Below are 12,851 nucleotides of genomic sequence, written 5' to 3'. Positions count from 1 at the left end.
CTGCGTGCTGGTGTAGAGCGAGTAGTTGGCGGTCGTCACGGTGATGGAGCCGATCGTGGGCGTGCCACCGACGCGCGAGTACGACGACACGAGGCTGAAGCTCGTGGGCGTGGTGCCGGTCGTCGTGCTCAGCCAGTTCACCCCGTTGAAGGTCGCCGCATTGGCTGTAGCCTTCATCTGCTGCTGGATCTGGGTGACGTCCGCCTGGATCTTGCTGCGGTCGATACCTGCCGTCTTGGCTTCGACCAGCAGCGACTGCAGCTTGGTCAGGCCGGAGTCCTTGTCGCCGATAACCGTGGTCAGAGCAGTATATTCGGTGTCGACGGTCGCGGACGACAGACCGAGCGAGTCGGAGACTGCCGAGAGCGCGGCGTTGTCGGCTCGCATCGAGGTCGCGATCGACCAATAGGCGGCGTTGTCCGAAGCGGTCGCCACGCGCTGGCCGGTGGAGATGCGGGTCTGCGTGGTGGAGAGCTGCGAGCTGACAGACCGCAGGGTCTGGAGCGCCGTCATGGCGGTCGAGTTCGTAAGCAGGCTTGACATTGCGAATGTCCCTTTATGTACGCGTTACATTTTCACGTGGGACATACCGGGCTTTCACCGGTACGGAGGGGCGGCATCATGCCTTTGGACTGACGTGGGTGGGGTCCAACCCGCCGTGACGCATTGCTAGCACGCCGAATCTTGCCCGCAGATTAAGATCGGCTTGAATTGCTTAGCAATATCATATGGTTAATATTACTTTTCGCTAACCATACCCGGCCTACGACCCGCGATCGCGGCTCTTACGAGAACGACCGCACCAGTCCGGAAGCCAACAGATTCCAGCCGTCGATCAGCACGAAGAACAGCATCTTGAACGGCAGCGCGAGGATCGTCGGCGGCATCATCATCATGCCCATCGACATGGTCAGCGTCGCCACGATCATGTCGATGACGAGGAACGGCAGGATGATGAGGAATCCGATCTCGAACGAGCGCCGGAGCTCTGAGATCATGAAGGCCGGAATGATGACGCGCATGTCGATGCGCTTGTCGTCGAACTTCTTGCGAAAGCTCTCCGCGGCCAGCGCCTCGAAGGTCTGGAGATCCTTGTCGCGGACATGGGCCAGCATGAACTCGCGGAACGGATCGGTTATCTTGAGGTAGGCCTCTTCCTCCGAGATTTCGTTCTTCATCAAGGGCTGGACGCCGGTCTCCCAGGCACGGTCGAAGGTCGGCGCCATCACGTAGAAGGTCATGAACAGCGCGAGACTGATCAGCACCAGGTTGGCCGGCGTGGTCTGCAGGCCGAGGCCGGCGCGCAGGAACGACAGCGCCACCGCGAACCGCGTGAAGCTCGTCACCATGATGAGCAGTCCCGGCGCCACCGACAGCACCGTGATCAGGGCCATCAGCTGGATGATCCGGCCGCTGGTCGAGCCGTTTCCGGGCGGCAGCAGCGAATTGAGGTCCGGAATCTGGGCGAGCGCCACCTCGGGCAGCACGACCAGAACCAACGCGAGCAGCAGGACTTTCAATCTCACTGAATCACCAATGTCTCAATGATCAATTCGCGGACCTTGCCCGACGAGCGGATGTTGGCGCGCTCAATCAGGTCGTCGCGCAGATGCTGGAGCCCGCGCGCGCCCTCGAACTGTCCAACCGATGCCGACCTCAGATACGTCACGATGTCCTCGCTGATATGGGCCGCCAGGATGCCGGCATCCTCGTCGCTCATGCTCTCGGTCACCATGGAGGCTTCGATACGAGCCCAGTTGTTGGCGGGCGCGCCGAGATTGGTCACGATCGGGGACAGTTTCCTGAGCCGCGCGCTTCCGGCGTAGATCGAGGCGATCGGCGGCGGCGTGGCGGTTTTCTTCGCATCGGCGACGCGTTCGGCGGCCGCGAACAGATGCAGGCCGGCGAGCGCGCCGGCGCCGATCGCGACGAGGGTCAGCACTACGATGGCCGCAATCAGGCGCATCATGTCCCCTGCCTTCGCGGCGCGGCCCGACCGGCGCGAGTCTCAGAATGGTGCCACGGCGTCATAGATCCGGTGTCCCCATCCAGGCTGCTGCACGTCAGACAGATTTCCGCGACCGCCATAGGAGACGCGCGCCTCGGCGATCTTCTCATAGGAGATGGTGTTGGTTCGCGAGATATCACGCGGACGCACGATGCCGCCGACGTTGAGCACGCGCATCTCCGTGTTGACCTTGAACTCTTGCGAGCCGCTGATCATCATATTGCCGTTCGGCAACACGTCGGTGACGATGGCGGCAATCGACAGCTTGATGTCTTCGGTACGATCGATCTGACCATTCCCCTTGATCTGGGTGTTGGTGTTCAGATTGGCGCTGGTCGAGCCCTTGTCTTGCCATCCAGCAACGTCCATCAGCCAGTCCAGCCCGAACTTGATCTGCGAATCGCGCGAGCGATCGGTCTTGTTGTCGAGCTTGGCCTTGTCCTGCATCGAGATGATGATCGTCACGACGTCGCCGGTGCGCCGGGCACGGGGATCGCGATAGAGATCCGTGCCGTCGTCCCAGGTCGAGCGATAGCTGACGGGCGTGCGCATGCGCGGCGTCACCGGGATCGGATCGGCCTGCGCCCGCAGGCCGCTGCCCACGGGCGACAGTCTCGGGCCGGTCAGGATCTCGGCGGGATCGCCGATGCATCCGGTCAGCATCAGGAGCGGCAGGATGAGGATCAGATTCTTCATCTATTTGGTCTTTCCGTCATCCACGCGACGCATTCCACCGAGCAGGTCGGCGAGGTGCGCCGCGCGCGCCGTATCCATCTCGTTGAAGATCGCGCTCGAGCTCCTCGGGCTGAGCTTGGCGAGCACGGCCGCGGCCGTCTCGTCCGCCATGCCGGCGATCTGCGTCGCCGCGGCGTCCGGCTTCATGCGCGAATAGATCTCGACGACCTGCGCCTCGGCTTTCTTCAGGAAGTCGTCGCGCAACGCCATCCACTTCTCGTATTCGGCCCGCTTTGCCTCGACCTCGGCGATCCGCTCGCGGAGCTGGATCTCGGCCTTCTCCAACTCCTTGAGCTGCCAGGCCAGCCTCGCATCGACCGTGGGGTCGGTGACATTGCTGCAGAACAGAGCGACTTCGCTGTCCGCAGGCACGGCAGCCTGTGCCGGCGCGGGCTTCGGCGGCGCCGTGACGCTGCCGGGCTTGGCCGGGCGCACCGGCGCGGCTGCGGGTGCTGGCGCCGGTGCGGGCTTCTCGGAAGCCGGCACAGCTCCCGTGACGGCGGGACCGGAGTCTTCGGCTGCCCACGCCGTCGCCCGGACCGACGCATTGTCGACCGAGGCCGGCGGATTCGGCTTCTGCGGCCCGGGCGCGCGGGCGCGCGCGAAGGACAGCAGGTTGAGCGGCTTCGACGGCTTGGCCTCGTCCAGAGCAAGCACGGGCGAGGCGCTCGCGAGCATCGAGGCCGCGACCAGGACGAGGAGTTTGGCGTTGTGATCCAGCTTCAACATCGGGCCGCGTACGATTCTCGGTCGAGACCTCAGCATTGAGCGACCAAGCTTGCACGACGCTTGTGCATCATTGCACGATGACATCGGCCTGGAGAGCGCCGGCCGTCTTGATCGCCTGGAGGATCGCGATGATGCCGGATGGCTTCAGGCCGATCTGGTTCAGCCCACGCACCAGGCGCTGGAGGTCGACGCCGCTGAGGATCGCCACTTGCGATCCGGCCTCGTTGGCCTCGACCATGGTTTGTGGTACGACCACCGTCTGCCCCTGCGAGAACGGCGCCGGCTGCGACACCACGGGCAGCTCGGTGACGCGGACCGTCAGATTGCCGTGCGTCACCGCAACGGTCGATATCCGCACGTCGCGTCCGATCACCACCGTGCCGGTGCGCTCGTTGATCACAACCCGCGCCGGCGTGTCCGGCTCGACAGTGAGCTCGCCGATTTCGGCCAGGAAGCGGACCGGGCCGATATGGCGCGGCTTCGAGAGCACGATGGTTCGGAAGTCGCGCTCAAAGGCGATCTGCGCGCGGTAGCGCCCGCCCGCGAAGCGGTTGATGGCGTCGAGGATTCGTGTTGCGGTGACGAAGTCGGGGTTCCTCAACTCCAGCACCAGAAACTCCATCTCGTGGAGACTTCCCTGCACCTCGCGCTCGACCAGCGCGCCGTTCGGAATGCGGCCGGCAGTCGGCGTGCCCTGGCTGACGTTCTGGGCCTGGCCTCCGACACTGTAACCGGCGACCGTAACCGCTCCCTGCGCGACCGCGTAGACGGCGCCGTCCGCCGCGCGCAGCGACGTCATCACCAGGGTGCCGCCGAGCAGCGAGGTCGCATCACCGAGCGACGACACGGTCACGTCCATGCGCTCGCCGGCACCGATCGAAGGCTGCAGGTCCGCGGTCACCATCACGGCGGCGACGTTGCGCGTGCGCAGCGTCGTCGGACGCGGTGGATTGTTCGTGCTAGTGGTCTCGTTCCTGACATTGATGCCCATGTTCTCGAGCATCGATTGGAGGGACTGCTCGGTGAACGGAGCGTTGCGAAGCGTGTCGCCGGTGCCGTTCAGGCCGATGACGAGACCGTAGCCGACGATCTGGTTCTCGCGCAGTCCCTTGATATCCGCGATGTCCTTGATACGAACGGCGGCCTGGGCGCTGGCGGCCGAAACGAGGAGGACGAGGGCAAGCAGGAATCTCGTCATGACCCGTCCACGACCTTGACGGTGCCGTCCGGCTGGACCACGCCCCTGATGATCACGCCCGTATCGGTGTTTCGCACCGGAATCAGCGCACCGGCCCCACCCGATTGCATCGCCGAGCCGTAAGTGACGATGGACAGGCCGCTGTCTTCCACCACGACCTTGACCATGGCGCCGCGGGCGACGGTCCATGGATCTTCCACCGAATTGGTCGGGATCGGCTGGCCGGGCAGCAGCGTGCGGCGCGCCATCCGGCCGACCAGGATCTGACGTTGCTCGATGAACATGGCAACGCCGAGCAAGTTCGGCGCGAAGGCGCGTTCCGTGATCATGTCGTCCCGGATCAGCTCGCCGGCGCGGATCGAGACGGCCGGCACGGGAAGCCGCTTCTCCTCTGCCGCAGCGACCTGCGCCGAGACGAGAAGCAGCAGCACGGCGGCCAACCCGCGCACGATCAGGCCCACCCTGTTCAACATGGACACACCGGAACTAGCGAAGGCCCTTCGATACGGTCGAAGCCATTTCATCGGAAGCCTGGATGACCTTGGCGTTCATCTCGTAGGCGCGCTGGGCGGAGATCAACTCGGTGATTTCCTTGACGGGGTCGACGTTCGAGGCTTCGAGATATTGCTGGTTGATCTTGCCGTAGCCGGCATCGCCGGGCAGACCGACGACCGGCGTGCCGGACGCCGTGGTCTCGCGATAGAGATTGCTGCCCAGCGGTTCGAGGCCGGCCTCGTTGGCAAAGTTGGCCAGATTGAGCTGACCGATCTGCCGCGGGTTCACTTCCGTATCAAGCTTGGCAAACACCTGTCCGGTCTGGTTGACCGTGACCTGGACCGTTCCCTGCGGCACTGTGATAGCGGGATCCAGCAGGTAGCCGTCGGTCGTGACGAGCTGACTGTTGACATTGGTGTTGAACGAACCCGCACGGGTGTATTGCACCTCGTTGTTCGGGCCGAGCACCTGGAACCAGCCCCGGCCGTTGATCGCGAGATCGTAGGGGTTACCGGTCTGCGTCAGCGCGCCCTGGATGTGCAGCTTGCGGATCGCCGCCGACTTGACGCCGAGGCCGAGATTTGCGCCTTCCGGGATCGGCGACGAACCGTTGACGTTCGCGACGCCTTGCATGCGGTCCATCTGGTAGAACAGATCGGTGAATTCCGCGCGCGCACGCTTGTACGACGTCGAGTTGATGTTGGCGATGTTGTTCGCGATGACTTCGATGTTGGTCTGCTGGGCGTTCATGCCCGTGGCCGCGATGGCGAGCGATTTCACAATGTCATTCCTTCAGGTCAAATCGACATACGGACGACTTCTTGGTAGGCCTGCACGACCTTGTCGCGAACCGCGACCGCCGTCTGCAGGGCCTGCTCGGCCGACATCAGCGCCTCCACGACGCGCCGCGTCGATTCCTTGCCCTGCATCGCCGAGATCGACGCCGCTTCGCCCGCCTTCAGCGTCCCGATCGCGTCCGTCGTCACCTGCTTCATGACTGATTCGAATCCGACATCGTCGGTGGACTGGATCGCGGTCGGAGCGGTGGGCGCGATGGACTGCGTCTCGGTTGCACGGCTCGCCGCCTGCCCGGCGGAGACCGCGGTGGATGAAATCGCCTCAAGCATTGTCAGCTCCTCAACAGGTCGATGGTCATTCCCAGCATCGACCTCACCTGTTTCACGACCTGGAGATTGGCTTCATAGGACCGATTGACTTCCCGCATGTCCGCCATCTCGATCATCATGTTGACGTTCGGCAGCTTGACGTAGCCGGCCTTGTCGGCAGCCGGATGCCCGGGCTCGTACTCCACGCGATACGGCGTGGTGTCGACCCCGATCTCCTTGACTTTCGCCAGCTGCGCGCCCGAGGCGCGGTCCATGGCGGCGTCGAAAGTGATGGTCTTGCGCTGATAGGGATCGGCGCCGGCCGTGCGTCCCGTCGACGTGGCGTTGGCGAGGTTTTCCGAGACGATGCGCATGCGCGTCGACTGCGCTTCGAGCCCGGAGCTCGCGACCGTCAATGAGGCTTGCAGTGAGTCCAGCATGTCAATTCACCTCAGCTCTTCGCGCTCGACAGCAGCATGCGGTGAAACGACCGCACCACCGCCGAGTTCATCGAGTAGTCGCGGCTGACGTCGCTGCCCTTGATCATTTCCTGCTCGAGACTGACGGAGTTGCCGGAGTGGACCACGTCCCAGCTGTCCTTCTTCGCGATCTTCCGCGTGTCGGTCTCGGCTGCAGACAACTGCATGTGCGAGGGCGACGTCGTCGCGAGCCTAACCGGCATGCTGTCGAGCACCTTGTTGAACGGTTCGACGTCGCGCGCCTTGAAGCCCGGCGTATTGGCATTGGCGACGTTCGTAGCGATGGTCGACTGGCGGAGTTCGAGGTACCGCGCCTGCGACGATGCGAGTTCGAAGAGATAAAGCGGTCCCACGGCAGTCCCATTCTGGTCCATTCGGAGAGAGCTTATGGCGGCAAGCTTTCGTCAGGCTGATGGAGCAGAAGCCGTCCTCGGGATTCTACTGGACCTTCTCGGTCCGCGGCGCCTGCTTGGACTGCAGGAAGTAGATGATCTCGGCAACCGGCCGGAAGAACTCCGCCGGAATGACCTGGTCGACCTGAACCGCCTCGTAGAGCGCGCGCGCCAGCGCCTTGTTCTCGATCACCGGAATTCGGTTCTGCTCGGCGACTTCGCGGATCTTCAGCGCGATCACGTCCATGCCTTTGGCCACGACGATCGGCGCCGGGTTTTCCTCGCGCTTGTAGCGCAGCGCGATCGCGAAGTGCGTCGGATTCGCGATCACCAGCGTTGCGCGCGATGCGGAGGCGATCATGCGCTGGCGCGAGCGGTCGCGCGCCAGCGAGCGCAGGCGCGCCTTGATCAGCGGATCGCCTTCGGCCTGCTTGTGCTCGTCCTTGATCTCCTGCTTGGTCATGCGCAGGTCGCGCCGCCAGTGGAAGCGCGACCAGGCGAGATCGATCGCGACCAGGACGATGGTCGCGATGCAGATCGTCGAAACGATCCGCATCGCGATGTTGAGGATCATCTCGGGAAGCGCGACCGGATCGGTGTACATCGCCTCGAACGCCCTGGCTTCCGACGAGCGCAGCACGAAGGCGACGACGACGGTCACCGAGGCGAGCTTGAACAGCGACTTGGCGAACTCGACGAGACCCTGCGCTCCGAAAAGCCGGCTCCAGCCCTTGAGCGGAGAGATTCGCGACAGGTCCGGCATGATGCGTTCCAGCACGACGCGCGGCGCATTCTGCAGCAGCGAGGCTGCAAGGCCGAACACCGCCAGGGTGACGACCAGCGGCACCAGGAACCGCAATGCCTGAAGCCCTACCACGGTGAGGAGATTGAGCGCGTCGGCCCCGGTGCCGAGCGGGAAACCGTCGGGATCGTCGAGAAAGCCCATCAGCGTCGGCGTCAATTGCTGCACGCCCTGGCCGATCAGGAACGCCTGGATCACCATCAGCGCAGCCATCGAGGCGAAGATCGACGCCTCCCGAGAGACCGGGATTTTGCCCTGTTCGAGCGCATCGCGGACTTTCTTCTCGGTCGGTTCTTCTGTCTTGCTCTCCTGATCGGATGTTTCTGCCATGCCCGTTCAGCGGTCAGCGGAAGACCAGCTCATCCTCCTGTTCGGGGTTGAGCTCGATCTCGCCCTTCTCCGCGAGGTCGAGCGCGAGGTCGGTGATGACGCGGCGCGCCTCCAGCACGTCGCGCTGGTTCGACGGCTCGCCGATGGCGAGTTCGTGCTCGACGACGCGGCGGACGCGCGAGGCGACCGCAGACAGGATCAGCTCGCGGAAATGCTTGTCGGTGCCCTTCAGCGCGACGACGATGCGATCGGTCGGCACTTGGTCAAAGATCATGGTGCGCGCCTTCGGCGCCAGGTTGATCACGTCGTCGAAGGTGAACAGCAGCTCCTTCAGCACTTCGGCCGACTTCGGCCGCTTCTCCGACAGGCTCTTCAGCATGTCCTCGATGTGGCCGCGTTCCATCTTGTTGATGATGTCCGCGACGCGGGCATAGGTGTCCGCGCCGAGGTTGCGGGCGAAATTCAGCGTCAGATCCTCGTGCAGCGTCTTCTCGAGAACTTTCATGGCGTCGTCGACGATCGGCTTGAGGCTGAGCACGCGCCGCATCAGCTCGTTGCGCAGGCTCGACGGCAGCTGGCTCATGACCTTGGCGGCACAGGCCGGCTTGACTTTGGACAGGATCAGCGCGGCAGTCTGCGGATGTTCCTTGGACAGATAGGTGGCGAGCGAGTTTTCCGACACCGACGAGACACGGTCCCACACCGACCGGCTCGAATTGCCGAGCAGATCCGACATGATCGCCGAGACCTGGTCGGCGGGAAGCACGTCGCCGAGCACGGCCTCCAGGCCACCGAGGGTGCCGAGGATGTTGGCGCCCATCGAGAATTGCTGGGCGAACTCCTCGACGATCGACTCGAGTTCCTGCGCCGTGATCGGCCGCAGTTCTGCGGCGGCCTTGGTGACGATACGGATATCCTGCGGCTCGAACTGCGCGAGCACGCTCGCCGCCGCCTGCCGGCCCATGGCGAGCAGGAGCGCCGCGACCTTTTCCGTTCCGCCCAGCGTGGCAACGCCTCGTTGCTTGATGGGGGCGATGCCGACCTGTGCCGCCATGGTCAGCTATCACCCTGCCCTAGCGGCCCGACGATCTCCGTGAGCGAGACGCCGAAGCGTGAATTGTCCTCTTCGACCACGACCACCTCGCCGCGGGCGACGACGCGGCCGTTGACGACGACGTCGACGGGTTCGCCGACCCGGTGATCGAGCGGAACCACCGCGCCACGGCCGAGCTTCATCAGGTTCGCCACCGGAATGGTGGCCGAACCCAGCACCACCTGCATGGTCACGGGAATGCGCAGGATGGCATCGACATTGGCGAACTTGCCGGTCTCCTCGGCAGTGCGCGCGGCGATCTCCGCCAGCCGCTCCAGCGGAGATGTGTCGGTATGCCCCTCGTCGGTTGCAGATGCTGACTCGTAGTCGAAGGATTGCGCCATTTGGTATCGCCTCTTGGTATTTCCGCTCCCGGAGCGCCGCGACGTTCCGATCGTATTTGTTCCGCCGGCTTCGACTTCAATGCTTGTTCACGTCGGCGCCGCCCGCGGTCACCGTGGATGCGAGCCCGCTCCTCGCGTCGAGCGCAGCGATCGCCTCGTGGGCTTGGTCGATCTTCGTGCTCAGCACGCTGGCGAGCCGCCCGAGATTTGCGGTAGAATCGTGGGCGGCGGTGATGACCGTGTCGAAGGCGCCCGCGGTCTCGTGGACGATGGTCGAGAATTCACCCTGGTAGCTGCGCAACCGCGCAAGTTCGCGGTGCATCCGGGTCACCCGCATGCTGGTGAAGGCGAGCGCAATCAGCAGCACCGCATCAACGAGATAGGATATCATCGACGAACTCCCGTTTCTGATCGACGGGATCTGCCACCTGCATGGCGTAATAGCCATCAAGCTGGCCGATCTGACACCAGAACAGCACCTGGTTGTTGCTCTCGAGCCGCGCCAGCGTGCGCGGCGTGGCTTCGAGCTCGAGCACTTGCCCGACCTGGAACTTCACGACGTCGCCGAGCGAGATCATCTTTTCGTCGAGCACCGCGCTCAGCGTCACCTCGGTGCGATGAACCTCGCTCTCCATCTGTTCGCGCCAGCGCGGATCGGCTGCGCGGCCGTCGCTGACGACGACGGTGGCAAGCTTCTGCCTCAGCGGGTTGAGCGCGGAGTGCGGAATGATGAGGAACATCTGCCCGCCGCGGTAAAGCGCCTGCAACATGATGTTCGCGCAGATCGACATGTTGCCGCTCCGCCCGATCGCCAGCGAGGCCATGGCGGTCTCGACCCGCTCCACGCGGAAGGTGACGTTGGAGGTGCCGGCGAAGGCGGATTGCAGCGCCTTGGCGAACCGCTCGAACAGCGCCTGGACCAGGCGGATCTCGATGTTCGAGAAGGTGCGCTCGACGTCGAGCGGCGGCTCGGCGCCGTCGGAGCCGAACATCGCCTCGACCATGGTGAACACGAAGTCGCGGTCGAGCATGATGATGATGCGGGAGTCCCACTGCTCGGCATAGAGCACGGCCGCAACCGCGTTGGCCTCGTAGTCCTTGATGATGTCACCGACGCGGTCGTTGGTGATGCCATTGACGGAGAAATAGCACGGCGTTCCGGCAATCGGCTGGAGGCTGTCCGTGCACGATGCCGCCATGCGATCGAAGATCACATTGAGCATCGGCATCCGCTCGATCGAGATGCCGGCGGCGTCCAGCAGGTAGTTCGGCAGCTGCTTGCGCTGATCGACGTCGAGGTCTTCCATCATCATGCGCGGGCGGCCTTGGGTTCAGCCTCGGTCACCACGGCCTTGGGACCCGCAATCGTCTCGTTCTCGACGACGTCGATCGACGGCCGCTCGTTGCTCGAGATCATCTTGCGGCCATGCTCGACGGCGATCTGCGGCATGGCGCCGTTCATGAACGCCAGCAGCGTCTGCTTGACGATGATGTAGGGCCGGCAACGCTTCTCGCGCGTCATCTTGACCTTCAGCGCGAAGGGTGAGATGAGGCCGTAGGACAGGAAGATGCCGGCAAAGGTGCCGACCAGGGCGGCGCCGATGAAGCCGCCCAGCAGCTTCGGCGACTGGTCGAGCGCGCCCATGGCCTTGATGACGCCAAGCACTGCGGCGACGATGCCGAGCGCAGGCAGCGCCTCCGAGACCACCACCAGCGCATGGTAGGGCATCAGCTTGCTCTTCACGATGGTGTGGATTTCCTCGTCCATCAGCGCCTCGATCTCGTGCGTGCGCGCATTCCCCATGATGATGAGGCGGACGTAGTCGCAGATGAACTGGAGCAGCGACGGATCGCCGAGCACGCTCGGGAACGCCTTGAAGATCTCGGAGGAGGCCGGGTCGTCGATATGCGCTTCCACCTCGTTACGACCCTTGCCCCGCAGCTCCCGCATCAGGGCATGCAGCGCGCCGAGTAGGTCGAGATAGTAGCGCTGGCCGGGCACCGCCCCCGTCACAGCCTGCACGCACGCCAGCCCGGTATCGGCGACCACCTTCCACGGATTGGCCATGATGAAGGTACCGGCCGCGGTGCCCATGATGATCACGAACTCCCACGGCTGCATGAGCACGGCGAGATGCCCGCCCATGGCGGCAAATCCGCCCAGCAGTGCCGCTACCGTGATGACGATCCCCACGAAACTGCCCAACGCGCCGCTCCATCACCGATCCCATCGGGAATATCTAGTCGGCGAGCCTTGCGTGGAGCTGGCTATCCGGTCGCCAGCCTCGCACAAGCAATTCACGGCAGCTTGGGACGGTGCCGCAAGGGCGGCCAGAGGGGCGTGTGTCATGCTATCCACCATCGCGGACTACACCAGATTGACCAAGGACATGGGCAAGTCGCTGACGCAGGTCGCGACGCAGCCGGACGTCAGCCGCGACACCGACTATTTCCTCAGCCACATCGGCAGCGTGAAGACCATCGACGATTTCCTGAAGGATTATCGCCTCTACTCCTATGCGATGAAGGCCTATGGCCTCAGCGACATGACCTACGCCAAGGCGTTCATGCGCAAGGTGCTGACGGAGGGCGTCTCGGACAAGGACGCGTTCGCCAACAAGCTCTCCGACACCCGCTACCGTGAATTCGCCACGGCCTTCAATTTCGCCGCCCTCGGCGACCAGGCGACCCAGAGCACCCAGGCCACGACCGGCACGGCGACCCAGTACGTCACGCAGACCATGGAACAGAAAGCCGGCGATCAGAACGAAGGCCTGCGGCTGGCGCTCTATTTCACCCGCAAGGCGTCCACGATCACCAATGCCTACCAGATCCTCGCCGACAGGGCGCTGACGCAGGTCGTCCAGACCGCAATGGGCTGGTCGTCGACCATCAGCTCGTCCGACATCGATGCCCAGGCCAAGATGATAACGGACAAGATCGACCTCACCGATTTCCAGGACCCGACCAAGGTCACCAAATTCGTCCAGCGCTTCGCGGCGATGTGGGATGCCACCCAGGCGCAGAGCGATAGCTCGACCAACCCCGCGCTGGTCCTGATCGGCGGCGCGTCGGCGTCGGCCAGCATGGACACGGACCTCCTCACGACCCTTCAGAACATCCGGTTCAACAGGTAAGTC

Annotated in this window: 17 protein-coding genes and 1 pseudogene; 1 reads left to right on the top strand and 17 read right to left on the bottom strand. The window is 64.0% G+C overall.

Annotated features, from left to right (window positions below):
* From NR187_RS04480 to motA, 17 genes and pseudogenes are all read right to left on the bottom strand, one after another.
* Positions 1-543: pseudogene (locus NR187_RS04480) on the bottom strand (flagellin); the annotation flags it as partial.
* Between the two features lie 242 nt (positions 544-785).
* The gene (gene fliP / locus NR187_RS04475) at positions 786-1,526 is read right to left on the bottom strand and encodes a flagellar type III secretion system pore protein FliP (protein WP_211387334.1); all 741 of its coding nucleotides are present in this window, start codon (positions 1,524-1,526) and stop codon (positions 786-788) included.
* Positions 1,523-1,966, bottom strand: coding sequence for a flagellar basal body-associated FliL family protein (locus NR187_RS04470; protein ID WP_306235231.1), 444 nt, complete (start codon positions 1,964-1,966; stop codon positions 1,523-1,525). The genes fliP and NR187_RS04470 overlap by 4 nt, the downstream gene beginning before the upstream one ends.
* 42 nt (positions 1,967-2,008) lie before the next feature.
* Complete coding sequence (gene flgH / locus NR187_RS04465; protein ID WP_211387335.1) at positions 2,009-2,704, bottom strand: flagellar basal body L-ring protein FlgH; 696 nt, start codon at positions 2,702-2,704, stop codon at positions 2,009-2,011.
* Complete coding sequence (locus tag NR187_RS04460) at positions 2,705-3,472, bottom strand: MotE family protein (protein ID WP_256805834.1); 768 nt, start codon at positions 3,470-3,472, stop codon at positions 2,705-2,707.
* A 67-nt stretch (positions 3,473-3,539) separates the two neighbouring features.
* Positions 3,540-4,670 (bottom strand): flagellar basal body P-ring protein FlgI, encoded by a 1,131-nt coding sequence (gene flgI, locus NR187_RS04455; RefSeq protein WP_211387337.1) that lies wholly within the window; start codon positions 4,668-4,670, stop codon positions 3,540-3,542.
* Positions 4,667-5,143: a flagellar basal body P-ring formation chaperone FlgA gene (gene flgA, locus NR187_RS04450; protein ID WP_256805833.1), complete on the bottom strand. Its 477-nt coding sequence runs from the start codon at positions 5,141-5,143 to the stop codon at positions 4,667-4,669. The genes flgI and flgA overlap by 4 nt, the downstream gene beginning before the upstream one ends.
* 13 nt (positions 5,144-5,156) lie before the next feature.
* Complete coding sequence (gene flgG, locus NR187_RS04445; RefSeq protein WP_256805832.1) at positions 5,157-5,945, bottom strand: flagellar basal-body rod protein FlgG; 789 nt, start codon at positions 5,943-5,945, stop codon at positions 5,157-5,159.
* Positions 5,946-5,962: 17 nt separating this feature from the next.
* A complete protein-coding gene (locus tag NR187_RS04440; RefSeq protein ID WP_211387340.1) occupies positions 5,963-6,292 on the bottom strand; it encodes a flagellar hook-basal body complex protein FliE in 330 nt (109 codons plus the stop codon).
* A 2-nt stretch (positions 6,293-6,294) separates the two neighbouring features.
* Positions 6,295-6,711 carry a flagellar basal body rod protein FlgC gene (gene flgC, locus NR187_RS04435; RefSeq protein WP_014492659.1) on the bottom strand — a complete coding sequence of 139 codons (417 nt, stop codon included), beginning with the start codon at positions 6,709-6,711 and terminating at the stop codon, positions 6,295-6,297.
* A gap of 11 nt (positions 6,712-6,722) precedes the next feature.
* The gene (flgB, locus tag NR187_RS04430; RefSeq protein WP_256805831.1) at positions 6,723-7,124 is read right to left on the bottom strand and encodes a flagellar basal body rod protein FlgB; all 402 of its coding nucleotides are present in this window, start codon (positions 7,122-7,124) and stop codon (positions 6,723-6,725) included.
* A 64-nt stretch (positions 7,125-7,188) separates the two neighbouring features.
* Positions 7,189-8,274, bottom strand: coding sequence for a flagellar biosynthesis protein FlhB (gene flhB, locus NR187_RS04425; RefSeq protein ID WP_256805830.1), 1,086 nt, complete (start codon positions 8,272-8,274; stop codon positions 7,189-7,191).
* 13 nt (positions 8,275-8,287) lie between these two features.
* Positions 8,288-9,328 (bottom strand): flagellar motor switch protein FliG, encoded by a 1,041-nt coding sequence (locus NR187_RS04420; RefSeq protein ID WP_211387343.1) that lies wholly within the window; start codon positions 9,326-9,328, stop codon positions 8,288-8,290.
* A 2-nt stretch (positions 9,329-9,330) separates the two neighbouring features.
* The gene (fliN, locus tag NR187_RS04415) at positions 9,331-9,711 is read right to left on the bottom strand and encodes a flagellar motor switch protein FliN (protein ID WP_256805829.1); all 381 of its coding nucleotides are present in this window, start codon (positions 9,709-9,711) and stop codon (positions 9,331-9,333) included.
* A gap of 76 nt (positions 9,712-9,787) precedes the next feature.
* Entirely contained in the window at positions 9,788-10,102 is a 315-nt protein-coding gene (locus NR187_RS04410) for a hypothetical protein (protein WP_211387345.1), read from the bottom strand.
* A complete protein-coding gene (locus tag NR187_RS04405) occupies positions 10,083-11,024 on the bottom strand; it encodes a flagellar motor switch protein FliM (protein WP_256805828.1) in 942 nt (313 codons plus the stop codon). Before NR187_RS04405 ends, NR187_RS04410 begins: the two co-directional genes overlap by 20 nt.
* Positions 11,021-11,917: a flagellar motor stator protein MotA gene (gene motA / locus NR187_RS04400; protein WP_256805826.1), complete on the bottom strand. Its 897-nt coding sequence runs from the start codon at positions 11,915-11,917 to the stop codon at positions 11,021-11,023. Before motA ends, NR187_RS04405 begins: the two co-directional genes overlap by 4 nt.
* 142 nt (positions 11,918-12,059) lie before the next feature.
* Here motA and NR187_RS04395 point away from each other — a divergent pair, with 142 nt between their 5' ends.
* A complete protein-coding gene (locus tag NR187_RS04395; protein WP_256805825.1) occupies positions 12,060-12,848 on the top strand; it encodes a DUF1217 domain-containing protein in 789 nt (262 codons plus the stop codon).
* The last annotated feature ends 3 nt before the right edge of the window (positions 12,849-12,851 follow it).

It is taken from the genome of Bradyrhizobium sp. Bra64 (genome assembly GCF_024519875.1).
GTDB lineage: Bacteria > Pseudomonadota > Alphaproteobacteria > Rhizobiales > Xanthobacteraceae > Bradyrhizobium > Bradyrhizobium japonicum_G.
This window is presented reverse-complemented; position numbering and strand designations above follow the sequence as displayed.